Genomic DNA, 23,021 nt, shown 5'->3' with positions numbered 1-23,021 from the left:
TCGTTTGTCCGCCATCAAACACGAAACCCCCCACCCCCTTTTTCCCCTTCGTTGGGGTTTGGGGGGGGGGGGGGGGGGTTCTTTTGGGGGGGGGGGGGAAAAAAAACCCCCCCCCCCCCCCCGACAAGCAGCCAAAGACCCTGCGGGAAAGGCGATTCGGCCCTCGAAAGCGGTCATCCGCCCCTTTCCTCGCCCATCCCGGCCCCAGACGGCCATCCGACGCCGAGCCGGGAGGAGCGCGTAGCGATCTGCTGCGCCCACGCGCTTCCCACGCCGCTCTGATCAACATGTGGTGCAGGTACCAGCCCAAGACAGCCGGTGGACGCCGAGCCGGGAGGAGCGCGTAGCGATCTGCCGCGCCGGGGGTCCGCAGGGGGCTCTGGTCGGCATTTGAGTGCGGGTGGCCGGGCCCCCGGCCCGGGATCTCGGCTGCTGAGGGCTCGGATGCCCGGCGGGGCGGAGCCCGGTCCCTCGCCTCATCGCTGAGAGACCGTCCCTTCCTCTCTGGACCGTGACCGTTCTTTTGGGGGTTTCCCGGCAGTCTTTCGGCTTTCCGGAGCGGGACGGGCTGTCAAGGGTCGCCGAAGGCGATCACGAAGTGACGCGACCGAAGGGAGCGCCCTTGACGGGCCGGCCCGACACGGAAGGACGATGGGACTGACGGGAAACCCCCGAACCGGCTGTGAGACCGCTCAGGGGAACCCCTCGGCACACACATTCGGCCCCAGGGGAGCAGTAGCCGGCCGGTGTGGCGGGCATGGCACACCATGTGACCCTCCTCCGTGACATGCGCTACCCCACCCCGTACGAACTCGCCCTGGCCGGACGGGCGCTGGCGGACGAGCATCCCGGTCGGGTGCGGATGCGGCAGGCCGGTGTCTCCCGGGGCGGGAGGCCGCTGTGGCTGCTCTCCGTCGACGGGCAGCGCGGCGGGCCCCGGGAGGTGCTCGTCGTCGCCGGGGCCCATGCCAACGAGCCCGTCGGCGGGGCGACCGCGCTGGACCTCGCCCGGCGGGTGATCCGGGCCGGGGGCGGCGGGGCGGGCTGGCACTTCCTGCTCTGCGCCGACCCGGACGGTGCCGACCTGCACCGCACGCCGCGCCCGTACTCGCTGCTGGACTACCACCGCAACTTCTACCGCCCGCCCGGGCCGGAACAGCCCGAGTGGGCGCCGTCCTTGCTCCCCCCGGACCGGCTCCCGCCCGAGACGCGCGCCCTGACCGCGCTCCTCGACGAGCTGCGGCCCGCCCTGCAGGTCTCCCTGCACGGTACGGACCTCGGCGGATCCTGGGTCCAGCTGACGCGCGACGTACCCGGGCTCGCCGAGCCCTTCGGGAAGTCCGCCGCCGAGCTGCGGATCCCGGTGGAGACCGGGGCCTCCGACGCCGCCGGCTGGGGCTCCCCCGGGCCGGGGATCTTCGTGATGCCGCAGGCCGGGAGCGAGGACACCCGGCGCAGCACCTGGTGCCACCGCCACCGCGGGACCACCGCGATCGTCGAGGTGCCCATGTGGGCCTCCGACCTGGTGGACGACCCGGCCCCGCACCCCGACCCGAGGGGCGCCCTGCGGATGCTCGCGGAGCGGCTGACCGGTGAGGCGGCGCGGGTGGCGGGGCTGCGGGAGGGGATCCCGGGCACCGGACCGGGCGCCGCCGCGCTGCTGCGGGCGGTGGACTGGACGCTGGGGCTGATCCCGCAGGTCGCCGCCGAGTGGACGGCTCCCGGGGCGCCCGCCGAGGCCTCCACGGCCTCCCTCGGCAGCATCGACGCCTTCGGGCGGCGGCTGTCGCTGCGCGCCGCCGCGATGCTGCTGCGCGTACTGCGGTACCAGTCGCATCCGGCGGCGCCCGGCCTGGACCGCCTGGTGACGGGGTGGTGCGAGGAGTTCTCGGCCCGCTTCCAGGCCCGCTGGGTGCCGGTGGCCACGCAGGTGGAGCACCAGTCGCGGACGGTCCTGGCCGCGTACCGCTGTCTTCAGACCGGCCAGGCGTAGCGCTGCTTGGGGCGGCCCGTGGCGCCGAGGCGGTCGTAGAAGCGGATCGCGCCCTCGTTCCAGTCGGGCGTCTGCCACTCGACGTGTTCGAGGCCGAGGCCGCGGGCGAGGTCGGCCACGCCGGCCATCAGGGCGGCCCCGAGGCCGTGGCCCCTGGCCTCCTCGGCGAGGTAGAGGCAGTCCATGTGGAGGTAGTGGCGGGCGTCCCAGAAGGCGAACTCCTCCGAGCAGGCGGCGTATCCGGCCACGGTGCCCCCGGGGGTCTCGGCGAGCAGCACCCACAGCCGGGCGTCCTCGGCGAACAGCCGGGGGCCGAGGCGCTCGCCGAGGCCGGCGGGCCGGGGTTCCGACTCCTCGTACGCGACGTGCTCATGGATGAGCTCGGTGAGACGCGGGAGGTCTTCGGGGCGGGCGGGGCGCACGATGCCGGTGTGATCCATGAGGGGCATCCTGCCGGGCCCCTGGCCGGGGACGAAGCCGGGAAGGGCCGGGCGCGGGGCCCCGGGGCGCGACCGCGTCCCGGCCGGTCAGCCGTCGGCCCCCTCGGTCCGCTGCCGGACCGTCCCCAGCGTCACCGGCCCCAGCCCGGACGGCATGTGGCGCCTCACGGCCGCCACCGCCTCCCCGGCCGTGGTCGCCTCGGCCAGCACGTCGCCGCCCAGGAAGCCGCGGCTGACGGTGTACCGGTCGGCCGCGTGCGTGAGCACGCAGGGCCCGGCGATGGTCATGGACGGCCGGGTCGTGGTCGAGAACCGCAGCACCCAGTGGCTGGTGAACGGGAACAGGGCCCGCAGGACCGGATCCCCGTACGCCGCCTCGACGAGTGCCCGGTACCCGGGTCCGCCCTCCTGCGCCGCCTCCACCCGCATGTGCTGCCACTCGGATTCGGTCAGCCGGCCAGGGTCCTGGTCCGGCACCTCGAAGCGGCCGGTCAGGCGCACGAACGGCGCGGCGTCACGGACCTCGTCGAGCGGCGCCCCGTCGTACCAGGCCCGCGCGGCCCTGGCGAGCTGCGCCAGGTCGTCGGTGCGGCCTTCGACGAGCGCCATGTTCTGGAACGAGTCCTCGCCGCGGACCGACCACGCCCGCTCGGCCGCCCACGCGCTGATCCGCAGGGGGTGGCGGATCGGTGACCCGCTCTCCACGGAGGCGTGGCCGAGCGGCTCGGCGGGCGAGGAGGCGGTCACGGGGAAGGGGAAGCCGCCCTCCTGCGCCACGGCTCGCAGCATCGCGGCGAGGCTCCCCCGCGCCGCGACGTCGGGGTACAGATCGGCCGGATCAGGTCGGTTGGTCACGGCCCCGATTCTGCCTCCTCGGGTCTGCCGCCCGCTCAGTCCTGCGAAAGCCGGAAGCTCATCCGCCCGAACCCCACCTGGTCCCCCGGCCGCACGACCGCCGCGCCCGTCACCCGGCGCCCGTTGACGGTGGTCCCGTTGGTCGAGCCGAGGTCCCGCAGCAGCCAGGTGCCGTCCCGCATGCTCAGCTCGGCGTGTGCCCGCGAGACGGTCTCGTGGGTGAGCCGCAGCCCGTTGCCCGGGTCGCGGCCGATCCGCAGCGGGCCGCCGGCCGGGTGGGGGAACAGCAGCTTGGGCAGGCGCTCCACCTGCCAGGCCCTGCGCACCCCGGCGGACACGGCCGACGCGCGGCCGACCCAGCCGAACAGCCGACTGGTCCAGGGGGGTTGGGCGCCGAGCGGCCCCTCTCGCGTCTGGAGGTCTGCGAGGAGGGGGGCGAGGTCCTCGGAACGGCGGGCGACCAGCGCGAGCTCCATGCGGCGCAGGAAGGTGTCGTGCGACAGCTTCCCGAGGGCCGCACCCTCCCTGAGCTGGCCCAGCGCCCGGTCCCGTTCCGCGTCGGAGAGCCGCGGGGCGGGGTAGGCGGGGAACTCGAAACTCGACGTCACAGGGTGATTGTCGGCCCGTCGGGTGCGGAGTGTCCAGAACTCCCCCGCCCGGCCCGGAATGATGGGCACGATACGGGCACGATTACGCATGCTGGACACCGCCGGAGACGAGGGGACCGTCCGTGCAGTTCGAGGTGTGGGCACCGCTGACAGGTCGGGTCGCCATGCGACTGAACGACACCACCTACGACATGGCCCCCGACCCGGCCCCCGGCCGCTCCGGCTGGTGGGTCGCCGAGGCCCCGGCGGCCGACGGCGACCGGTACGGGTTCCGGCTCGGCGACGATCCGGTGGTCCGGCCCGATCCGCGCGGGCGGCGGCTGCCGGACGGTACGGAGGGCCTGTCGGCGGTGGTCGACCTCGCGGCCCTCGCCCCCCACGTGCCCCCGCCGCACGTACCGCTCCAGGACGCCGTCCTGTACGAGCTGCACGTCGGCACCTTCACCCCCGAAGGCACCTTCGAGGCCGCGGCGGCCCGCCTGGGGTACCTGGCCGGGCTGGGCGTCACGCACGTGGAGCTGATGCCGGTGTGCCCCTTCCCGGGCCGGCACGGCTGGGGGTACGACGGGGTCGCGCCGTGGGCGGTGCACGAGCCGTACGGGGGCCCGGCGGGTCTGGCGGCCTTCGTGGAGGCCGCGCACGCGGCCGGGCTCGGGGTGGTGCTGGACGTGGTCCTCAACCACCTGGGCCCCTCCGGCAACCACCTGCCCGCCTTCGGCCCGTACTTCACCGACACCCGCCACACGCCCTGGGGCGCGGCGGTGAACCTGGACGCGCCCGGCTCCGACGAGGTCCGCTCGTACCTGATCGGGAGCGCGCTGGCCTGGCTGCGGGACTACCGGATCGACGGCCTGCGGCTGGACGCGGTGCACGCTCTGGCCGACGGGCGGGCGCTGTCCTTCCTGGAGGAGCTGTCGGCCGCCGTGGACGAGCTGGCGGCGGAGACCACGCGGCCGCTGTTCCTGATCGCCGAGTCCGACCAGTGCGACCCGCGGCTGACGACCCCGCGCGCCGTCGGGGGCCTGGGGATGCACGCGCAGTGGAACGACGACTTCCACCACGCCCTGCACTGTGCGCTGACCGGTGAATCGCAGGGCTACTACGCGGACTTCGCCGAGGCCCCGCTCGGTGCCCTCGCCAAGACGCTGACCCGGGCGTTCTTCCACGACGGCACCTGGTCCTCCTTCCGGGGCCGCACCCACGGCCGGCCGGTGGACCGCCGCCGCACTCCCGCGCACCGCTTCCTCGGCTACACCCAGACCCACGACCAGGTCGGCAACCGGGCGCTGGGCGACCGGCTGTCCGCCTCCTGCTCCCCCGGGCTGCTGGCCTGCGCGGCGGCGCTGGCGCTGACGGGGCCGTTCGTGCCGATGCTGTTCATGGGTGAGGAGTGGGGGGCCGGCACGCCCTGGCGGTACTTCACCGACCACCCCGACCCGGAGCTCGCCGAGGCGGTCCGCAGCGGCCGGCGCCGGGAGTTCGCGGCGCACGGCTGGAAGGCGGAGGAGGTCCCGGACCCGCAGGACCCGGCGACCCGCGACCGGTCCTGCCTGGACTGGGCGGAACCGGAGCGGGAATCGCACGCCTGGCTGCTGGAGTGGTACCGGACCCTGATCCGGCTGCGCCGCACCCACCCGGACCTGCGTGACCCGGACCTGGCGGCGGTCCGGGTCGCCTACGACGAGGAGCGCCGCTGGCTGACCTTCCGCCGGGGCGAGGTACGGGTGGTGGTGAACCTGTCGACGGAGTCGGTGACGGTCGCGCTGGGCCGCAACGGGGTGCGGGTGCTGGCGTCCTGGGAGCCGGTGGAGCATCCGGGTCCGGACGGGCGGATCCACGTACCGGGCGAGTCGGCGGTGGTGCTGGGCCCGTAGCCCCCGCCGGGCCCCGCTACCCGACGATCGCCATCTCGCGCGGCGCGTTGTTCAGGCGGCGGCCGCCGTCCCCGGTGACCGTGACGATGTCCTCGATCCGGACGCCGAACCGGCCGGGCAGGTAGACGCCCGGCTCCACGGAGAAGCACATGCCGGGGACGAGGGGCTGCTCCTCGCCCTCGACCATGTACGGCGGCTCGTGGGTGGTGACGCCGATGCCGTGGCCGGTGCGGTGGATGAAGCGTTCGCCGTAGCCGAACTCGGTGATCACCGCGCGCGCCGCCCGGTCCACGTCCTGGCAGCTCGCGCCGGGCCGGACGGCCGCGAACCCGGCCTGCTGGGCCTCGCGGACGATGTCGTGGACGCGCTGTTCCTCGGGGGTGGGCTCGCCGACGTGGACGGTGCGGGAGATGTCGGAGCCGTAGCCGTGCTTGAGGCCGCCGAAGTCGAGGACGACCATGTCGCCGTTCCGGATGACGCGTTCGCCGGCCTCGTGGTGCGGGTTGGCGCCGTTGGGGCCGGAGCCGACGACGGTGAAGTCGACCTGGGAGTGGCCGTGTACGCGCAGCAGTCCGGCCAGGTCGGCGGCGACCTCGCTCTCGCGGCGGCCGGCGAAGGGGACGTGCAGGATCTGCGCGTAGGCGGCGTCGGCGGCGGCTCCGGCGGCCGCGAGGCGGGCCAGTTCCCGCTCGTCCTTGACGGCGCGGAGCATGGGCAGGGCGTCGGTGAGCGGGGCGTAGGTGGTGGCGGGCAACTCCCTTTGCAGGCCGAGCAGGTGCAGCGCCCAGGTGTTGTCGCTGACGCCGAAGCGGCCGCTGACGTCGAGGAGGGGCGCGGCCACCCGGTAGGGGTCCTTGCCGTCGGTCCAGTCGCGCAGGGTCAGTGCCCCGGCGCCGGGTGCCCTGGCGGCGTCGGGGGCCTCCAGGGCGGGCACGACCAGCACGGGGTCCTGGCCGGCGGCGAGGACGAGCAGGGTGAGCCGCTCGGTCTCGGCCGTCGGGCGGTAGCCGGTGAGGTGGGCGAGGTCGGGTCCGGGCGCGATGAGCAGTCCGGCGAGTCCGGCGTCGGCGGCGCTCTGCGCGGCGGCGGCCATCCGGGCGGCGTAGTCGGCGGTGGTGAAGGCCTCGGGCTCGGCGTGGGCCGCCGGGTCAGGAGTCGGTGTGGTGGTCATACGGGGATCCTGCCGTGAGGCGTGCGGCGAGCGCAGCGGCCGCGCCGGACAGGCTCGCGGGGGTGAGCAGCTCCGTACGGTGTGCCAGGCGGGGTGCGGCGAGGGGTACGGCGGCCCCCGCGCGGGTGGTCTCGGCGACCGGGCGGGGCAGCAGCACGAGGCCGTGTCCGGCGGCGGCGAGGGCGCACAGGGCGTGCAGGTCGGTGCCGTCGTAGCGCAGGGCGCGGCGTCCGGTGGTGAGCGGCAGCCCCACGTCCGGAGCGTCGAGCCAGCGCGCGTCGGCGAGGTCGTCGAGCCGGACGGAGTCCCGTGCGGCGAAGGGGTGCCCGGCGGGGAAGAGGACGGCGAGCTCCTCCTCGCCGATCCCGGTGACCCGCAGCGGGGCCACGTCGGGCAGCCGCAGCGGGTCGCTCGGGGCGGCGAGCCCGTCGACGAGCCCGAGGTCGCAGTCCCCGGCGGCGACGGCGGCCGGCACCCGGGCCGGGGGCAGGACGCGCAGGGTGACGCCGGTGGCGGGCAGGGCGGCGAGCAGCCGGGGGCCGGCGGCGGCGAGCGGGGAGGCGGCGAGGGTGATCCGGCCGGGCGGGGCGGCGGCGAGCCGCAGTACGTCGGCGCGGGCGGCGGCGAGCCGCAGCAGCAGCGGCCGGGCGTGCTCCAGCAGGCGGGCGCCGGCGGGGGTGGGGGCGACGGGCCGCCGGGTGAGCAGTTCGGTGCGCAGGTCGGCTTCCAGGGCGGCGATGTGCTGGGAGACGGCGGACTGGGTGTAGCCGAGTTCGCGTGCGGCGGCGGAGAAGGAGGCGAGGCGGGCGACGGCGGTGAAGGTGCGCAGGAGGTGCGGGTCCATGGCCGCAGGATGCCATCGCCGCCCATCAGCGCTGCTTATCGGTCGTCCGGGAACGATCGTTGGCGCTGGAGCGGGACCGGGTCGCAGGATGATCCGCATGACCACCGCACAGACGGCCTACGAGCCGTCCACCGCCCGGATGACCGTCGCCCGGATCGCCCTCGTCGGGGACCGCTCCCCGCACGTGGAGTCCCACACCCGGATCCCGCTCCTCCTCGACGCGCTGGCCTCGCGCGAGGGGCTGGTGCTGGACGCCTGCTGGATCCCGACCTCGCGGGCGGAGGCGGAGGCCGCGGCGGGGACCCTGGCCGGGTTCGACGCCGTGTGGGTGCTGCCGGGCAGCCCGTACGCGAGCGAGGCGGGGGCGCTGGCGGCGATCCGGGTGGCCCGGGAGGAGGGCGTTCCCTTCCTCGGGACGTGCGGCGGCTTCCAGCACGCGCTGCTGGAGTACGCCCGCCACGTGTGCGGGCTGTCGGGGGCCGCGCACGCCGAGAACGAGCCCGGGGCGGACGACCCGCTGATCGCCCCGCTGGCCTGTTCGCTGGCCGGGCACGAGGCGCTCGTACGGGCCGAGCCCGGTTCGCTGGCCGAGTCGGCGCTCGGGGCGGAGCGGTCGACGGAGCGCTACCACTGCCACTACGGTCCCGCGCCCCGCCACCTGCCGGTGCTCGCCGCGCACGGGCTTCGGCTGTCGGGGCACGACGAGGACGGCGCGGTGCGGATGGCGGAGCTGCCGGGGCACCCGTTCTTCCTGGCCACGCTCTTCCAGCCGGAGCTGGCGGGGGACGGGTCGCGGCCGCATCCGGTGGTCCGGGCGCTGGCCGTCGCGGCGGTCGCCCGCGCCGCGCGCCGCGCGGAGGGGACGCGTCCGGCAGGCGGCCGGGCCGCCGGATAACCCGTCGCGGGACCACCCCGCGGATCGGCTATGCTGTGCATGCACAACGAACGGGTGGTCCGCCGCCCTTCGTGGTGGGTGTAGCTCAGTTGGTAGAGCACCTGGTTGTGGTCCAGGTGGCCGCGGGTTCAAGTCCCGTCACTCACCCTGTTGGTCCCGTAGGGGGTACGAGGTTCGCCTCGCACCCCCTACGGGCTTTCCGCATCCGGGTCAGCCGCGCAGGAAGGCCTCCACCTCCGTGGCGAAGGCGACCGGGGTCTCGTGGGGCGGGTAGTGGCCGGCGCCGGGGATCGTGACGATTCTGCAGTTCGGGTACGAGGCCTGCCAGGTGGCCCGCATCACCTCGGCCGTCAGGGCCAGGTCGTACTCGCCCACCAGGACGAGCACCGGCACGGTGCTGCCCTTGATCGCGGAGAACAGGTCGCGGGGCTGCCAGTCGGCGAGGTAGCCGGCGAAGGCCTCGGGGCGGGAGACGTCGAGGGAGTGGCCGACCATGCGCTCCAGCCAGTGGCGGCTGGCCCGGTTGCCGGTGACCAGGTCGAGGATGGTCCGCCGCTTGCCGGGGTCCTCGGCGGCCCCGTAGAAGAGGGCGTGGGTCGCGTCGTCCATCGGGTACGGCCCGGCGGGGACGGGGGTGAGGCCGATCAGCTTCTCGACGCGCCCGGGGGCGCGGGCCAGTACCTGCTGGGCGGCCTTGCCGCCCATGGAGTGGCCGAGCAGGGAGAAGGTGTCCCAGCCCAGCTGGTCGGCGAGCGCGAGGACGTCGTCGGCGATCTCGGGGAGGCTGTAGCGGCCGGGGACGTCCCGCCGCTCGCCGTAGCCCCGGTAGTCGAGGAAGGCGTACGAGAACCCCTGCGGGTCCAGGTAGTCGAGCACGGAGCCCCAGTTGGCGGAGGTCCCGAACCAGTCGTGCAGCACGATGACGCGGACGGGTCCGGTGCCGATCCGGCGATGGGCGATGGCCATGCGTTCTCCCTCGGTGACGGGGGTGGTGGGAACCGACGCGGTACGTTCTGCCCATCCGGCCTACGATCACACCATCACCCGCAGCCGCCTCAGGCCACGGTGTACTCCGTGTCCCCGAAGTCGGCCACCACCCTCAGGCGGCCGCCGAGCGCCTCCACGTAGGAGCACAGGGTCGCCACCTCCGTGCGGTCGGTCTCGCCGTTCTCGATGGCCGAGACCCCGGGAGCCGAGACGCCCATGGTCTCCGCCACGTCCTTCTGGGTCAGAGCCTGCTCCTGGCGGATCTCGGCCAGCCGGCAGGCCCGGGCCTCGGCCATGAGCCGTTCCATGGCGGCCCGCTTCTCCGCCGGGGACCGCACGGGCAGGCCCGCAGCCGCCCGGCGCTCGCGCACCTGGCGCTTGGCCTCCTCCCAGCCGACGGCACCCGTTCGTACTCCCTCGTGTCCAGCTCGGCGATGTGGCTGCTCGGCACTGCTCCAGTCCGTCTCGGCCAGCGTCTCGAACCATTCCGCCACCTCGCCGACGAGGATCACTTCCCGTTGAGACACGCCCGCGAAGTCAACGCTTGCGTTGACTTCGCGGGCGTGGAACCGGGCCGGTTCACCCGTACGGGACCACGCGTCAGACGGTCTTGATCGCCGGGTCGGAGACGCTCGGGGCGCCCGTCTCCACGTGGCCGGCGAAGCGGCGCAGGAAGCCGGCGTCGGCGTCCGAGACCACGGAGACGTCGTACCAGCGGCCCGAGGCGCGCAGGTCGACGGTGTGGGAGACCGTGGCGCCCGGGTTGACCTTGAAGGTCTGGGCGGCGCCGCCGTAGGTGTTGGTCACCGTGAGGTTCACCGCGGCGGTGCCCCCGTTGACCAGGGTCAGGGCCAGGTTGCCGGTGGCGTCCACGTGGCGGGCCGTGACCTCGGGGCCGGCCTTCTTCGCCGGTCCCTTCCAGGTGCGCAGGAAGCCGTTGGGGCCCCAGACCGTGAGGTCGATCTTGTTGCCGGTGGAGCTGCTGGTGCTCCAGGTGTCCGAGAGGGTCTTGCCCGCCTCGACCGTGTAGGGCCAGGGGCCGTCCGTACGGTTGCCCGCGGTGCTGTGGAAGTGGGCGCCGAGCTTCGGGCCGGAGGAGAAGGTGAGCGTGAACTTGCCCGTGGAGACGGTGCGGGAGCCGTCCACGTACGGGCTGTAGCCGAGCGCGCGGGCCGGCTTGGAGCCCGCCTCCTGCTTGGGCAGGGTGCCGGTCGCCGGCACGGTCGGGTAGTAGGACGGGTGGCGGTCCTTGTCCGCCGGGACGTACCCGGCCGTGGAAGGCAGCGGGGCGGGCGCGGCGTCGGCCTGGGTGAAGTCGAAGGCCGAGGTCAGGTCGCCGCAGACGGCGCGGCGCCACGGCGAGATGTTGGGCTCCTGCACCCCGAAGCGCTTCTCCATGAAGCGGATCACCGAGGTGTGGTCGAAGGTCTCGGAGCAGACGTAGCCGCCCTTGCTCCACGGGGAGACCACGATCATCGGGACGCGCGGGCCCAGGCCGTACGGGCCGGCCGAGTACCCGGAGACTCCCCCGGTGTACAGGTCCCCGGTGACGCTCGCCGTGGACAGGCCCCAGGCGGAGGACGCCGGCGGGTACGGCGGGACGACGTGGTCGAAGAACCCGTCGTTCTCGTCGTAGGTGATGAACAGGGCCGTCTTCGCCCACACGGCCGGGTTCGCGGTCAGCGCGTCCAGCACCTGCGAGATGTACCAGGCGCCGAAGTTCGTCGGCCAGTTGGAGTGCTCGCTGAAGGCCTCCGGGGCGGCGATCCAGGAGACCTGCGGGAGGGTGCCGTTCACCACGTCCGCGCGCAGCCGGTCGAAGTACCCGTCGCCCGCCTTGACGTTGGTGCCCGTGCGGGCCTTCTCGTACAGGGGGCTGCCGGGCTGGGCGTTGCGGTAGGTGTTGAAGTACAGCAGCGAGTTGTCGCCGTAGTTGCCGCGGAAGGCGTCGTTGATCCAGCCCCAGGAGCCGGCCGCGTTCAGGCCGTCGCCGATGTCCTGGTAGACCTTCCAGGATACTCCGGCCGCCTCCAGGCGCTCCGGGTAGGTCTTCCAGCCGTACCCGGCCTCCTGGTTGCCGAGGACCGGGCCGCCGCCCACGCCGTCGTTGCCCGTGTACCCCGTCCACATGTAGTAGCGGTTGGGGTCGGTGGCGCCGATGAAGGAGCAGTGGTAGGCGTCGCACACGGTGAAGGCGTCGGCGAGGGCGTAGTGGAACGGGATGTCGTTCCGCGTCATGTACGACATGGTCGTGGCCGTCTTGGCCGGGACCCACTTGTCGTACTTGCCCTTGTTGTAGGCCTGCTGGCCGCCGGCCCAGTCGTGGTTCAGGCCCGTCAGGAACTGCATCCCGAGGTCCTCCACCTGCGGGTGGAAGGGCAGGATGTCCTTCGTCCCGTTGGACTGGTGGAAGACCGACTTGCCGTTGTCCTGGATGACCGGCCGCGGGTCGCCGAAGCCCCGGACGCCCTTCATCGAGCCGAAGTAGTGGTCGAAGGAACGGTTCTCCTGCATGAGGACGACGATGTGCTCGACGTCCTGGATCGTGCCGGTGGTGCCCTGCGCCGAGATGGCGGCGGCCCGCGCGATGCTGTCGTTGAGCATCGCGATGGCAGCCGTGCCGCCGGCGATCTGGAGGAACCTGCGCCGGTTGAGTTCAGCCATGGGTGACGACCTCTAGGGGGTGAGGGGGGATCGAGGGGCGCCCCAAGGACAGCGGTCCCGGGGTACCGGCCGGAGATCCCCGTCTGACGTCGGGCCGTACAGCGGGCGAACGGAAGCCCCTGTGGACGGAACTCCCGGACGCCCCCGATATCTGCTGGAATGGCCTCCACACACTGCAACGGGGGGCGCAGACGGATGGCGGGGGACGTGAGGGGGCGTGCCGTGCGCTCCGCTGCCGGTACGGTACGGGCAACCACGCCCCGCACAACAGTCCCTGACGTCACGTCAGTTCGGGTCGGGGCGGGCTCCGGCCGGGCGGGGGGCCGGGCGTGAACCTCCCCCAGCTGCACTACGAGGGCGGCCCCGGGGGCTCCGGCTTCACCTCCGTCACCCCGGGGGTGGGCGGTGAGCTGCTGCGGGAGGCGGAGCCGCTCCTGCGGTACGAGCCGCCGCGGGAGGCGCCGTCCGCCGGGTTCCCCGAGGCGCTGTCGCTGAGCCTGCTCTCCGACGGGAGCCGGCTGCTGTCCCGTGCGGTGCACACCGGTGCGGGCTTCGACTTCGACTCCGGGTACGGCGCCGGGTCCGGCGCCGGGGAGGGCTTCCACGCGCACGCCGTGCACCTGCCCGAGCCCGCCGGGGCGGGCCCCGCCCGGCCGCTGCCGGTCACCGCCTGGGGCTCCGCGCAGTGGGAGGAGCGGACCCCGGCGGGCGGGCCGCCCCCGCCGCTGGAGCGGATACCCGCGCCGGGGCGGCACGACCGGGCGGCGCTGGCCGCCTTCGTCGCCGCCCGGGGGCCGTGGCTCGCGGGGTTCTTCGCCGATGTGCGGCGGGCAGCGGAGGAGCCGGACGCCCCGCGCGTCCTGCTGGTGGAGGAGGACAGCGCGGCCGTGGCCCGCTGGGTGATGCTGGCCTGCGGGGTGCTGCCGCACGAGCGTGGACAGTGGCTGACCTTCACCACGTACGCCCGGCGGCCACTGCTCGCCCCGCAGCGGCTGGTCGGGGTGCTGCCCGGGGAGGAGCCGTCGCAGCCGGGGCCGTGGCGGGTGTACGGGGCCGCGGGGGCGGGCGCCCCCGGCGAGTGCGGGGACCTGTGGGCGCGGACGGCCTCGGCGGTGTGGCTGGCGGAGCGGCCCGAGCTGTTCGCGCGGGTGCGCCGGCTGTCCGCGCCGCCCTACGCGGCGGGCCCGCTGGCCTCCCTGGCGCTGGCCGCCGGGATACCGCTGGAGGAGGCGGCCCGGGAGGCGGCGGCCGAATGGGAGGCCCCCGCCGGACAGGCGGCCGCGCCGGAGGCCGTACGGCACCCCGTGCCCGCGCCGGAGCCGTCCGGCGGGGAGCCCCTGCCGGAGGTGGCGCGGCGGCTGGCGTTCGCGCTGTTCGCCGACCCGGACCGGGCGTACGGGCAGGAGGAACGGGAGTCGCTGGAGCGGCTGCCGGTGCTGCGGGCCCTCGTACTCGACCGGCTGGACGCGCTCGCCGCGGGCGATCCCGCCGCCGGGGCCCGGCTGTTCGAGCGGACCGGGCTGCGGCTGGGAGCGGCGGAGGCGCTGCCGCACCTGCGGATGTGCGCCCGGGCGGCGGAGGTCGCGGACGCCCACGAGGACCGGGCCGTCGCGCTGGACGCCCTGCTGCGGGAGGCCGGGGTCTCGCTGTACGCCGAGCCGCTCGTACTGCGCACCGGGATGCGGCTGGTCTGGGCCGGGCACCCGCCGGAGGCGGCCGAGGCCGGGCTGCTGCTGGCGACGACGGGTGCCGCCGTGCACCGGGACGCCGGCACCTGGGAGCTGCTCGCCCGCGCCGCCGCGGCGGCCCCCGCAGGGGACGGGGCGGCGGCGGACCTCGCGCCGGAGCTGCTGCGGCACTTCGGGGCGGAGCTGCCGGACGGGGCGCGTCCCGCGCTGCTGCTGTGGGAACTGGTCCGGGACCTGCGCGCGGGCGGCCCCGCCGGGGACGGGCTGCGCCGGGCCCTGGAGCTGGGGGCCCTGTCCCCGGAGCCGGGCGCGCTGGAGGCGGCGTACGCGGCGGTGGCCGGACGGCTGCTCGCGCGGGACGGGCCCGGGGAGCCGGGGCTGCGGGCCCTGGCGGGCAGCGAGGACCCCGGCCTGCTGGCCGCGTACCGGCAGGCGGCGCGCTCCGCCCCGGTGGCGGAGCTGCTGCGCAGCGACCCGGGCTACCTCGCCTCCTGCTACGCCGCCTGGTCGGCGCAGCCGCAGGCCGGGCCGCTGTGGCGGCAGACCCGTACGGAGCTGCTCGAAGGGGTGCTGCGGCCGCTCGTGCGGGAGCTGCCGGCCGGCCACCTGGCCGCGGCCGGGCGGGAGCTGGCCCGGCAGGACGGCCACCGGGCGCGGGAGTTCCACGCCTGGCGGCGCCCGTCCCCCTCCGACCGGCTGCGCGGCGCCCTGCGGGCGCTCATCCCCCGAGCAGGGCGCTGATCTGCTGGGCGAGGGCCAGGCCGCCGCTGCCCGCGCCCAGGCCGAGGGTGATGGTCTCCAGGCTGCGCCGGACCAGCCCCGGTTCGGGGGCGCGCTGCTCCCGGCCGGCCTCCCCCAGTTCGCCGCTCAGGGTCCGCGCCGCGTCGATCCGCTCCGGGGCGGCGCCCTGGTCGGTGAGCCACCGGGCGAGTTCGGCGGCCAGCCGCAGGACCCGGGCGGCGTCGTCCTCCCGCCCGATGTTGATCACGCCGTTGTCGCCGTAGTTCCCGGGGCCGTTGACGTTCCCGTGGAAGTGGTACGTGCCCATGCGGGGCTCCTCGTCCGGTGTCGGGGGTACGGGCCGGGCTCAGGGCTTGGCGGGGGTCGCCGGGGACGGTCCGGAGCCGCCGGGGGCCTGGGACGGGCCGGGCGTGCCCGGGCCCGGCAGCGGGCCGGGGGCGGCCGTGATCACGGAACCGCCCGCCCCGAAGTTGCCCGGCCCGTTGATGGGGCCCTGGAAGTTGTAGTTGTTGGTGTGGTTGATGACCTGCCGGGCCTCGTCGAAGGAGCTGGTGTCGACGTTGTGGTCCTTCAGGAACCGCTCGGTCGCGGTGAGCACGCCCTGCTGGAGGCGCTGGAAGAAGTCCACCGCGTCCATCTGCTCGGTGAATCCCATGCGCTCCCAGTCACCGGCCCGTTCGCGGATGCCGCCGGTCGCCCCGTAGTCGAACTCGGTGTGCCGCCGGCCGATGACCCATCGCCAGTACCGCAGCCGGCCCCAGCGCAGGCCCCTCGCCCAGCCCTTGCGCAGCAACCGGGCCGGGGCCTTGAACAGGAGGGGCAGGAAGCGTCGGGTGCCGAAGGCGAGCAGGGTGGACCAGCGGCCGAAGGGGTCCAGCCGGAGCGTGCGCACCGCCTCGAAGTCCTCCCGCAGGGGCGGGATGACGTAGGCGGCCACCTCCCAGGTGAGGCTGGGGTGCTGGAGCCGGGCCCGCAGGTACATGGAGACGATGACCCGGTCGCCCTCACCGGCCCGTTCCAGGCAGAGGTGCGTGCGCATGCCCCCGCCGGGCCGGGTCAGGCCCGCCCGCACCACCTCCTGCGGGACGACGGGGCGCGGCCGCCGCAGCGGGTCGGGCAGCAGCTCCGCGCCCGCGTAACGGACCCGGGTACCGAGCACGTACAGCCGGTCCTGGGCGCGCAGCCCCTCCAGGCCGGCGATGGTGCCCATCTGCTCGGCCACGAAGGCGTGCAGGTCGACGACGTCGAAGGGGATGATCTGCGGCGCCTGCCCGCCCGGAGGGGCGGGGGCGGGCGTGCTGACGTCGATGGGCTGCCAGACTCGCGGCTGGAAGGCCCTGCCGCTGCCGACGAACGGGGTCTCCCGCTCCGCCGTCTCGTGGTACGGGATGACATTGGCGCGCTCCTGCTCGCGCAGCGCGGCCTCGACCGCCGGGGCGAGCGGCGGGACCAGCCGTTCGGGGGACTCCTCGTCCCTGATCGCCCGCAGGGCCAGGGTCCGCGCCCGGTGTTCGGCGGCCAGCACCAGCAGCCAGGCGGCGAGGAGCCCGCCCACGACCGCGAAGCGGGAGAAGTCCAGCAGCGGCTCCGGCCAATCGACGGCGCTCGCGTAGAAGCGCAGCACGAAGCCGCCCGCCACCACCGCGAGCAGCCCCGTCAGCAGTGCGTCGCGCAGGTCGGTGCGGCGTGTCGCGGCGTGGGCGTGACGGGCCACCGCGACCAGGTCGAGGCCCAGCGAGGGGCCGAGGGCCTCCAGCCGGTCCCCGGTCAGTTCGACCGCCGTCCCGTGCGCGAACTCCTCGTCCAGGTGCGCGGCCGCGCTCAGCAGCCGGTTGGTGGCGTCGTCCCCGTAGGTGACGAGTCCGGGTAAGGCTCTGCCGTCCGCCATGTTCCCTCCCCCGTGGGTGGCCGGTCGGACCACGATACGTAAAGCCGTGCGCGGTGTCCCGGGGTTCGACGGTGCGTTCTCTGGGTGGGTGAGCGGGGGTCCTACTCAGCGTCCCCACAGGGGAACTGAGCATCCGTACTCAGGCCCGGGCGCGGCCGGATCGTCATCGTGGAGGCATGTCCATACAGTCTTGTGATCCGCGGCCGCGCGTCGGCATAACCGCCGTCGGCAGCCTGCTGCCCGAGGACGTGCTGTCCTCCGACGAGCTCCAGCGGGAGGTGGCCCGGCGCAGCGGACTGGCGCTGCCCGCGCGGCTCCTGACGCAGGCCACCGGGATCGTCTCGCGACGGGTCGCGGCTCCGGGGGTGTACGCGTCCACGCTCGCGGTGGGCGCGGCACGCCGGGTGCTGGACTCGGCCGGGCTCACCCCGATGGACGTGGACCTGCTGGTCTTCGCCTCCGCCTCGCGGGACGTGGTCGAGCCGGCGACGGCGCACATCGTGCAGGCCGAACTGGGTTCCAGGGCGCACGCGGTGGACGTGACCAACGCCTGCAACAGCTTCGTCAACGGGATCGACCTCGCCCGGAGCACGGTCCTCGCCGGGCGGGCCCGGCGGGCGCTGGTGGTCACCGGGGAGACCCCGAGCCGGGCGGTGCGCATGGACCCCGCCGACTTCGCGGAGTTCCGCAGCGGTTTCGCCGGCTACACCTTCGGCGACGCGGGCGCGGCCGTCCTGCTGGAGGAGGTGGGGCGCGGCGGGATCCTGGACGTGGACAGTGAGACGCATTCGGAGCACTGGGAGGTCGGGGGCATCCCGGGCGGCGGGTCGCGGCACCCGCGCGGGGACGCGTACACGTACTTCCAGGGGGACGGGCACGAGCTGCGCGGGGTGTTCGAGAAGGTGGGGACGGCGGTGATCGACCGGACGCTGCACCGGACGGGCATGGACTGGGACGGTTTCGCGAAGGTGCTGGTGCACCAGGTGACGGTGCCGTACCTGGAGCGGTTCGCGGAGCTGACCGGGGTGCCCGCGGAGAAGCTGGTGGTCACGGTGCCGGAGCTGGGGAACGTCGCGAGCGCGAGCATCGGGGTGCAGTTGGAGCGGGTCTTCCCGGAGCTGGCGGCCGGGGAGCGGGTGCTGTTCGTGGGGCTGGGCGGCGGGATCAGCATCATGACGATGGTCTGGGAGAAGTCTTGAGCACGCGGATGTGGGTGGTGGTGCCCGCGCACGAGGAGGAGGCGCGGCTCGCCGGCACCCTGCGGGCGCTGGCCGCGCAGCGGGACCGGGACTTCACGCTGCTGGTCGTCGACAACGCCTCGGCGGACGGCACGGCCGGCATCGCGCGGGAGTTCGCGGCCCGGGCGCCGTTCCCGGTGGAGGTGATCGAGGAGCCGGAGAAGGGGGTCGGCTCGGCGGTGGACACCGGGTTCCGGTACGCGATCGCGCGCGGCGCCACCCTGCTGGCCCGCACGGACGCCGACTGCCTGCCCCGGCCCGGCTGGACGGGCGCGGCGCGGGCCGCGCTGCTGGGCCGTCCCGGGCTGGTGTGCGGGCGGGTCACGGCCCGGCGCGACGAGCACGGGCCGCTGGGCCGGGCCGGCTTCGCGGGCCTGGTCGCGCTGGCCGCGCTGTTCGGGCGGCTGCGGCCCGAGCACGCCCGGCGGCGCGGTTTCCGGGCGCCGTACCGGATGCACGCGGGGAACAACATGGCGATCACCGCCGAGCTGTACCTGGCGGTGGGCGGGATGCCGCGGCGCCCCTCGCCGACGGACCGGCTCTTCCTGAACGCGGTGCGCCGCCACACCGACCGGATCTCCCGCTGCCGGGGCATGGTCGTGGAGAACTCCACGCGCCGGCTGCGTGCGTACGGCCTCGCCGGAACCGCCCGCTGGTACCTCGACCAGGGCAGCGGCACGCACGGAACGGACGACCCCCGCTGATGCTGGACCGACTCGGCAAGGCGCTGCGGGCCCGGCCCGAGCAGCCCGCCGTACTCTCCGCGACCCGTTCGGGCGGCACCCGGGTGCGCGCCACCCGGGGTGAACTCGCCGATCTGGCCGATGACTTCGCGGCCGCACTGCACGCGCGCGGGCTGCGCGCCGGGGACACCGTCGGGGTCGCCGTGCGGCCCGGGCCGCGCGCGCTGGCGGTGCTGCTCGCGCTGTGGCGGCTCGGGCTGCGCGGCGCGGTGCTGGATCCCGGGGCCGGCGCGGAGGTGCTGCGGGCCCGGCTGGAACTGGCGCGGCCCGCGCTGGTGCTGGCGGACGGCGCCGCGCAGGCGGTGGCGGGGTGGGCCCGGCCGCTGGCCCGGCGGGCGGCGCTGGAGCTGCCGGAGCTGGCTTCGCTGGGGCCGGTGGCCACGGTGGGGCCGCGGCTGCCGGGGTGTGCGCCGTCGCTGGAGCGGGGGGCGTCCCGGGCGGGGGTGCCGGGCGGCTACGGGGGTGACGGCGACGCGGTGATCGTGTTCACCTCCGGGACCACCTCGCGGCCCCGGGCCGTGGTGCACACCCGGGCTGGGCTGGCCGCCGGGATGGAGACGGTGTCGGAGCTGTTCGACGGGGGTTCCGACGGGCCCGTGCTGGGCGGGACCTTCTTCGTGCTGGTGCCCTCGCTGACGCGCGGGGCGCCGGTCGCGCTGCCGGCCCGCTCCCCCGCGACGCTGGCCCGGCAGCTGGCGCGGCTGCGGCCCCGGGACACGTACCTGACCCCGCCGCAGCTGCGGGACGCGCTCGGCGCGGGTGCCCGGTTCGGGGGCCGGGTGTGGACGGGTTCGGCTCCGGCGAGCGCCGGCCTGCTGGGCCGGGTCCGGGAGGCGGGCGCGGAGCAGGCGTGGGGGGTGTACGCGCTGACCGAGCTGTTCCCGGCGGCCGCGGTGGAGTCCCGGGAGAAGGCCGCCTTCGACGGGGCCGGGGACCTGGTGGGCGCCCCGCTGCCCGGGGTGCGGACCGCCGTGGACGCGGGCGGCCAGCTGCTGCTGACCGGGCCCGCGGCCCGGGACCGCTACCTGGGCGAGGAGCCCGATCCCTGGGTGGCGACGGGGGACCGGGCGAGCCTGGACGGGGCCGGCCGGATCGTGCTGGAGGGCCGCTGCAAGGACATGGTGCTGCGCAGGGCGGAGAACATCTACCCGGGCCTGTACGAGCCGGCCCTGCACGTGCCCGGGGTGGAGCTGGGCGTGCTCGTCGGGGTCCCGGCGGGCGACGGGGACGAGCGGCTGGTGGCGGTGGTCCAGCCGCGGCCCGGTGTCCCCGAACCGGCCCTCCGCGCCGCGCTGTCGGAGCCGCTGCGGCGGATGGGCACGGCCCGGCCGGACGCGCTGCTGTTCGCGCGGATCCCGCTGTCGGGGCGCTCGCGCAAACCGGACCGGGCGGCGGCGTCGGCGCTGGCGGCCCGGCTGGTGACGGCTTCGGGAACGCGGCCGTGAGCCTGTGGGTGGTGGTCCCCGCGTACAACGAGGCTGCCTCGATCGGGGGGACGCTGGCGGCGCTGGCCGCGCAGGAGGACACCGGGTTCCGCCTGGTGGTGGTCGACAACGCCTCCACCGACGGGACGGCCCGGATCGTGCGGGAGTTCGCGCGCTCGGCGCCCTTCCCGGTCGAGCTGGTCCACGAGCCCGAGCCGGGGGCGGGGACCGCCGCCGACACCGGCTTCCGGCACGCCGTACGCGGCGGGGCGCGCCTGCTGCTGCGTACGGACGCGGACTGTCTGCCCGCCCGGGACTGGACGGCGGTCGCCCGGGCGGAGTTCGGGCGGGGGGCGGAGGTGCTGTGCGGGCGGAGCGTGCCGCGCCGCGACGAGCGGCCGACGTTCGCCGAGGCCCGGCTGCTCCCGGCTCTGGTGCGGCTGTCGGCGCTGTACGGGCGCCTGCGCTCCGCGCACCGGGACCCCCGCTACCTCGCCCCGTACGTGTTGTGCCACGGCCACAACCTCGGCATCACCGCCGAGCTGTACGTGCGCTGCGGCGGGGCCCCGCGCGAGCGGCTGGAGGAGGGCTCGGAGGACGTCACCCTGCTCAACCGGGCCCGCGAGCACAGCGCGCGCGTCGTGCGCGCCGAGCGCTTGGTGGTGCAGAACAGCCTGCGGAGGCTGCGCTCCTGGGGTGCGCGGCGCACCCTGCTCTGGTACTGGGACCGGCGTTACCGGCCCGCCGACACGAAAGAGGTCCACGTCCGATGACCACCACCGCCCACGCCCGGGCCCGCCGGCGCGACCGCCGGGTCTACCTGCGCAGCCATCCGCTGCTGTTCGGGCTGCTCGCCGCCACGCGGGGGCGGGCCGCGCGCCGGATCGGGGGCACGGTGCTGGTGCACGGTGCCGGCGCCTACCGGGAGGCGCTGACCCGGATCCCGCTGGACAGGACGGCGGCCGGGACCACGGGCGGGGCCGCGCGGGAGGCGCTGCGCGGGGCCGGCGGGGTGCTGTTCGACCAGGAGGGCGGCGGGCACCGGGCGGGCCGGCGCTCCCTCGCGGAGGGCCTCGGCGCGGCCGGGGTGGAGGAGCTGCGCGCGCTGTGGCGGCCGCTGCTGGTACGGGGGCTCGCGCCGCTGGGCCGGGGTGCGGAGGTGGACGTGGTGGCACTGGCGCGGGAGCTGGCCGGGTCGGTGGCGGCGGCCCTGCTGGGCTGCGCGGCCGAGCCGCGGGTGCTGGCGGAGGCGGCCGCGGAGGCCGCGTCGGCCTCGGTGCGCGGCCACCTGCCGGGCCCGCCGAGGCCCGGGGCGGCGGCGGGCGCGGCCCGGGCGGCGGAGCGCCTGCGGGGGGTGCTGGGCGGCGGGGACGCCCTGGACGCGATGGTGGCGGTGGCCGCGGTGAACACCACCGTGGCGGCGGTGCCCCGGGCGGTCGCCTGGTGCGCGGACGCCGGGCTGTGGGAGCAGGCCGCGGACGCGGGGCTGCGGCCCCGGCTGGCGGAGGAGCTGCTGCGGGTCACGGCGGCCTCGCCGGTGCTGCCCCGGGTCGCGGCGGGCGCGGGGACGGTGGGGGGCTGCCCGGTGCGGGGCGGGGACCGGCTGCTGCTGGTGGCCCGGCACGCGGCGGGGGCGCACCGGCGCGACCCGGACGGGCGGGACCCGGCGGGGGCGGGGGTGGCGCGGCTGGTGTTCGGGGCGGGGCCGCACGTGTGCCCGGGGGCACGGCTGGCGACCGTACTGCTGGAGGACGTGCTGGGGGCGCTGGCTCCGCACCGGCCGGTGGTGGTGCGGTCCCGGGTGGACCGCCGGGCGGCCCTGCCGGGGTGGCGCGTGCTGACGCTGAGGGCGGGCTCGTGAGGATCGCGGTCACGGGCGCGAGCGGCTTCTGCGGCGGGCACGTCGCCCGCGCGGCGGCCGCGGCCGGGCACTCCGTCGTCTGCCTGGGCCGCGGGCCGGGCCCGCTGGGCGAGCACCGGTTCTGGGACGCGGCGTCGGCCGGGCCGGACCTGTCGGGGGTGGACGTCGTGGTGCACTGCGCGGCTGCGGTGGGCGATCCGGCGCCGGGCTCGCGGGCGGAGGCGGCCATGCGCGCGGTGAACGTGGACGGCACCGCGCGGCTGCTGCGTGCGGCGGCCGGGCGGCCGGTGGTGTGGGTGAGCAGCGCGAGCGTGTACGACCCGCGCCGCGGCCGTGCCCGGGTCACGGAGGACCACCCGCGCGCGAACCACCTCAACGCCTACGGCCGTACGAAGGCGGCGGGCGAGGCCCTGGCCCTGGCGGCGGGCGCGGTGGTGCTGCGTCCGAGGGCGGTCTACGGCCCGGGCGACACCCAGCTCCTGCCCCGCCTGCTGTCGCGGGTGCGCGCCGGCACCCTGCTGCTGCCGGGCCCGGACGTGGAGCTGAGCCTCACGGCGGTGGAGAACCTGGCGGACGCCTGCCTGGCGGCCCCGGGCTGGACCCCGGGCGCGTACAACGTGGCGGACGCGGCCCCGTACGCCCGGGACGCGGCGGTCGCCGCGGTCCTGCGCGCCCACGGGGTCCGGGCGCGGATCCGCCACCTCCCCCTCCCGGTGGCGGCCGCGGCGGCCCGCGCGGCGGAGTCGGTGTCCCGCCTGACCGGCACCGAGCCGGCCCTGAGCCGCTACGCGGTGGACCAGCTGGCGCACCCGGTGGTCCTGGACGTGGCCAGGGCCCGCGCGCAGGGCTGGACCCCGCGGCGGACCCTGGAGGACTACCTCAGTCCCGCTGTGCGGGGGTGAGCCGCAGGGAGATGCTGTTGATGCAGTACCGCTGGTCGGTGGGGGTCGGGTAGCCCTCGCCCTCGAAGACGTGGCCGAGGTGGGAGCCGCACTTCGCGCAGAGGACCTCGGTGCGGACCATGCCGTGCGAGGTGTCGGCCTTCAGCTCCACCGCGTCGGTGTCCTTCGGGTCGAAGAAGGACGGCCAGCCATCATCCTTGGCGAT

20 protein-coding genes, 1 tRNA gene and 1 pseudogene are annotated in these 23,021 nt (G+C 75.8%); 11 read left to right on the top strand and 11 right to left on the bottom strand.

From position 1 onward, the window contains the following. The first annotated feature begins 757 nt into the window (after positions 1 to 757). Positions 758 to 1,993 carry a M14 family zinc carboxypeptidase gene (locus ACZ7IF_RS16575; protein ID WP_470971363.1) on the top strand — a complete coding sequence of 412 codons (1,236 nt, stop codon included), beginning with the start codon at positions 758 to 760 and terminating at the stop codon, positions 1,991 to 1,993. Here the strand turns inward: ACZ7IF_RS16575 and ACZ7IF_RS16570 are convergent. The 3 genes from ACZ7IF_RS16570 to ACZ7IF_RS16560 form a co-directional block, all read right to left on the bottom strand. Then, a complete protein-coding gene (locus ACZ7IF_RS16570) occupies positions 1,975 to 2,433 on the bottom strand; it encodes a GNAT family N-acetyltransferase (RefSeq protein ID WP_470971360.1) in 459 nt (152 codons plus the stop codon). The genes ACZ7IF_RS16575 and ACZ7IF_RS16570 overlap by 19 nt on opposite strands. An 87-nt stretch (positions 2,434 to 2,520) precedes the next feature. Continuing rightward, entirely contained in the window at positions 2,521 to 3,288 is a 768-nt protein-coding gene (locus tag ACZ7IF_RS16565) for a DUF6193 family natural product biosynthesis protein (protein ID WP_470971353.1), read from the bottom strand. A gap of 35 nt (positions 3,289 to 3,323) precedes the next feature. Then, entirely contained in the window at positions 3,324 to 3,896 is a 573-nt protein-coding gene (locus ACZ7IF_RS16560; protein WP_470971346.1) for an FHA domain-containing protein, read from the bottom strand. A gap of 122 nt (positions 3,897 to 4,018) precedes the next feature. Between ACZ7IF_RS16560 and treZ the strand changes: the two genes are divergently transcribed. Further along, positions 4,019 to 5,770 carry a malto-oligosyltrehalose trehalohydrolase gene (treZ, locus tag ACZ7IF_RS16555; RefSeq protein ID WP_470971343.1) on the top strand — a complete coding sequence of 584 codons (1,752 nt, stop codon included), beginning with the start codon at positions 4,019 to 4,021 and terminating at the stop codon, positions 5,768 to 5,770. A gap of 16 nt (positions 5,771 to 5,786) precedes the next feature. Here treZ and ACZ7IF_RS16550 read toward each other — a convergent pair whose 3' ends face one another. Together ACZ7IF_RS16550 and ACZ7IF_RS16545 are read right to left on the bottom strand one after the other, a co-directional pair. Then, the gene (locus ACZ7IF_RS16550; RefSeq protein ID WP_470971338.1) at positions 5,787 to 6,941 is read right to left on the bottom strand and encodes an aminopeptidase P family protein; all 1,155 of its coding nucleotides are present in this window, start codon (positions 6,939 to 6,941) and stop codon (positions 5,787 to 5,789) included. Next, a complete protein-coding gene (locus tag ACZ7IF_RS16545; RefSeq protein ID WP_470971333.1) occupies positions 6,919 to 7,785 on the bottom strand; it encodes a LysR family transcriptional regulator in 867 nt (288 codons plus the stop codon). Before ACZ7IF_RS16545 ends, ACZ7IF_RS16550 begins: the two co-directional genes overlap by 23 nt. A gap of 139 nt (positions 7,786 to 7,924) precedes the next feature. Between ACZ7IF_RS16545 and ACZ7IF_RS16540 the strand changes: the two genes are divergently transcribed. Together ACZ7IF_RS16540 and ACZ7IF_RS16535 are read left to right on the top strand one after the other, a co-directional pair. Further along, on the top strand, positions 7,925 to 8,680 hold the full coding sequence (locus tag ACZ7IF_RS16540; RefSeq protein WP_470971501.1) for a CTP synthase C-terminal region-related (seleno)protein: 756 nt from the start codon (positions 7,925 to 7,927) through the stop codon (positions 8,678 to 8,680). Positions 8,681 to 8,754: 74 nt separating this feature from the next. Beyond that, a tRNA-His gene (locus ACZ7IF_RS16535) sits at positions 8,755 to 8,827 on the top strand. 63 nt (positions 8,828 to 8,890) lie between these two features. Here the strand turns inward: ACZ7IF_RS16535 and ACZ7IF_RS16530 are convergent. From ACZ7IF_RS16530 to ACZ7IF_RS16520, 3 genes are all read right to left on the bottom strand, one after another. Further along, a complete protein-coding gene (locus ACZ7IF_RS16530; protein WP_470971329.1) occupies positions 8,891 to 9,646 on the bottom strand; it encodes an alpha/beta fold hydrolase in 756 nt (251 codons plus the stop codon). An 89-nt stretch (positions 9,647 to 9,735) separates the two neighbouring features. Further along, positions 9,736 to 10,194 carry an XRE family transcriptional regulator gene (locus ACZ7IF_RS16525; protein WP_470971326.1) on the bottom strand — a complete coding sequence of 153 codons (459 nt, stop codon included), beginning with the start codon at positions 10,192 to 10,194 and terminating at the stop codon, positions 9,736 to 9,738. Between the two features lie 73 nt (positions 10,195 to 10,267). Continuing rightward, positions 10,268 to 12,331, bottom strand: a complete 2,064-nt coding sequence (locus ACZ7IF_RS16520) for a phosphocholine-specific phospholipase C (protein ID WP_470971323.1) — start codon at positions 12,329 to 12,331, stop codon at positions 10,268 to 10,270. A 329-nt stretch (positions 12,332 to 12,660) separates the two neighbouring features. Here ACZ7IF_RS16520 and ACZ7IF_RS16515 point away from each other — a divergent pair, with 329 nt between their 5' ends. Then, entirely contained in the window at positions 12,661 to 14,760 is a 2,100-nt protein-coding gene (locus ACZ7IF_RS16515; RefSeq protein ID WP_470971319.1) for a GTPase-associated protein 1-related protein, read from the top strand. On the opposite strand, the gene ACZ7IF_RS16510 is transcribed toward ACZ7IF_RS16515, so the two are convergent. Both ACZ7IF_RS16510 and ACZ7IF_RS16505 read right to left on the bottom strand, forming a co-directional pair. Continuing rightward, positions 14,738 to 15,067 carry a hypothetical protein gene (locus tag ACZ7IF_RS16510; RefSeq protein WP_470971314.1) on the bottom strand — a complete coding sequence of 110 codons (330 nt, stop codon included), beginning with the start codon at positions 15,065 to 15,067 and terminating at the stop codon, positions 14,738 to 14,740. The genes ACZ7IF_RS16515 and ACZ7IF_RS16510 overlap by 23 nt on opposite strands. A 39-nt stretch (positions 15,068 to 15,106) precedes the next feature. Beyond that, positions 15,107 to 16,648: a hypothetical protein gene (locus ACZ7IF_RS16505; protein WP_470971309.1), complete on the bottom strand. Its 1,542-nt coding sequence runs from the start codon at positions 16,646 to 16,648 to the stop codon at positions 15,107 to 15,109. A 176-nt stretch (positions 16,649 to 16,824) separates the two neighbouring features. On the opposite strand from ACZ7IF_RS16505, the gene ACZ7IF_RS16500 reads away from it, so the two are divergent. The 6 genes from ACZ7IF_RS16500 to ACZ7IF_RS16475 are packed head-to-tail and all read left to right on the top strand — an operon-like array spanning position 16,825 to position 22,816. Continuing rightward, entirely contained in the window at positions 16,825 to 17,847 is a 1,023-nt protein-coding gene (locus ACZ7IF_RS16500; RefSeq protein ID WP_470971305.1) for a 3-oxoacyl-ACP synthase III family protein, read from the top strand. After that, on the top strand, positions 17,844 to 18,590 hold the full coding sequence (locus tag ACZ7IF_RS16495) for a glycosyltransferase family 2 protein (RefSeq protein WP_470971299.1): 747 nt from the start codon (positions 17,844 to 17,846) through the stop codon (positions 18,588 to 18,590). Before ACZ7IF_RS16500 ends, ACZ7IF_RS16495 begins: the two co-directional genes overlap by 4 nt. Then, positions 18,590 to 20,074 (top strand): AMP-binding protein, encoded by a 1,485-nt coding sequence (locus tag ACZ7IF_RS16490; protein ID WP_470971293.1) that lies wholly within the window; start codon positions 18,590 to 18,592, stop codon positions 20,072 to 20,074. Before ACZ7IF_RS16495 ends, ACZ7IF_RS16490 begins: the two co-directional genes overlap by 1 nt. Next, positions 20,071 to 20,826 (top strand): glycosyltransferase family 2 protein, encoded by a 756-nt coding sequence (locus ACZ7IF_RS16485; protein ID WP_470971288.1) that lies wholly within the window; start codon positions 20,071 to 20,073, stop codon positions 20,824 to 20,826. The genes ACZ7IF_RS16490 and ACZ7IF_RS16485 overlap by 4 nt, the downstream gene beginning before the upstream one ends. Next, positions 20,823 to 21,914, top strand: coding sequence for a cytochrome P450 (locus ACZ7IF_RS16480; RefSeq protein ID WP_470971281.1), 1,092 nt, complete (start codon positions 20,823 to 20,825; stop codon positions 21,912 to 21,914). Before ACZ7IF_RS16485 ends, ACZ7IF_RS16480 begins: the two co-directional genes overlap by 4 nt. Then, positions 21,911 to 22,816, top strand: coding sequence for an NAD-dependent epimerase/dehydratase family protein (locus ACZ7IF_RS16475; RefSeq protein ID WP_470971276.1), 906 nt, complete (start codon positions 21,911 to 21,913; stop codon positions 22,814 to 22,816). The genes ACZ7IF_RS16480 and ACZ7IF_RS16475 overlap by 4 nt, the downstream gene beginning before the upstream one ends. Here the strand turns inward: ACZ7IF_RS16475 and ACZ7IF_RS16470 are convergent. Next, positions 22,794 to 23,006, bottom strand: a pseudogene (locus ACZ7IF_RS16470) (peptide-methionine (R)-S-oxide reductase); the annotation flags it as partial. The gene ACZ7IF_RS16475 and the pseudogene ACZ7IF_RS16470 overlap by 23 nt on opposite strands. Positions 23,007 to 23,021: the final 15 nt, after the last annotated feature.

The sequence above is a fragment of the Streptomyces sp. NPDC037421 genome, from assembly GCF_055602105.1.
This window is presented reverse-complemented; position numbering and strand designations above follow the sequence as displayed.

Excerpts from the sequence above, each read along its gene's own strand:
- ACZ7IF_RS16575 (WP_470971363.1), top strand. The coding sequence starts at position 758 with ATGGCACACCATGTGACCCTCCTCCGTGACATGCGCTACCCCACCCCG.
- ACZ7IF_RS16570 (WP_470971360.1), bottom strand. The coding sequence starts at position 2,433 with ATGGATCACACCGGCATCGTGCGCCCCGCCCGCCCCGAAGACCTCCCG.
- ACZ7IF_RS16550 (WP_470971338.1), bottom strand. The coding sequence starts at position 6,941 with ATGACCACCACACCGACTCCTGACCCGGCGGCCCACGCCGAGCCCGAG.
- ACZ7IF_RS16545 (WP_470971333.1), bottom strand. The coding sequence starts at position 7,785 with ATGGACCCGCACCTCCTGCGCACCTTCACCGCCGTCGCCCGCCTCGCC.
- ACZ7IF_RS16540 (WP_470971501.1), top strand. The coding sequence starts at position 7,925 with ATGACCGTCGCCCGGATCGCCCTCGTCGGGGACCGCTCCCCGCACGTG.
- ACZ7IF_RS16530 (WP_470971329.1), bottom strand. The coding sequence starts at position 9,646 with ATGGCCATCGCCCATCGCCGGATCGGCACCGGACCCGTCCGCGTCATC.
- ACZ7IF_RS16520 (WP_470971323.1), bottom strand. The coding sequence starts at position 12,331 with ATGGCTGAACTCAACCGGCGCAGGTTCCTCCAGATCGCCGGCGGCACG.
- ACZ7IF_RS16510 (WP_470971314.1), bottom strand. The coding sequence starts at position 15,067 with ATGGGCACGTACCACTTCCACGGGAACGTCAACGGCCCCGGGAACTAC.
- ACZ7IF_RS16505 (WP_470971309.1), bottom strand. The coding sequence starts at position 16,648 with ATGGCGGACGGCAGAGCCTTACCCGGACTCGTCACCTACGGGGACGAC.
- ACZ7IF_RS16500 (WP_470971305.1), top strand. The coding sequence starts at position 16,825 with ATGTCCATACAGTCTTGTGATCCGCGGCCGCGCGTCGGCATAACCGCC.
- ACZ7IF_RS16490 (WP_470971293.1), top strand. The coding sequence starts at position 18,590 with ATGCTGGACCGACTCGGCAAGGCGCTGCGGGCCCGGCCCGAGCAGCCC.
- ACZ7IF_RS16480 (WP_470971281.1), top strand. The coding sequence starts at position 20,823 with ATGACCACCACCGCCCACGCCCGGGCCCGCCGGCGCGACCGCCGGGTC.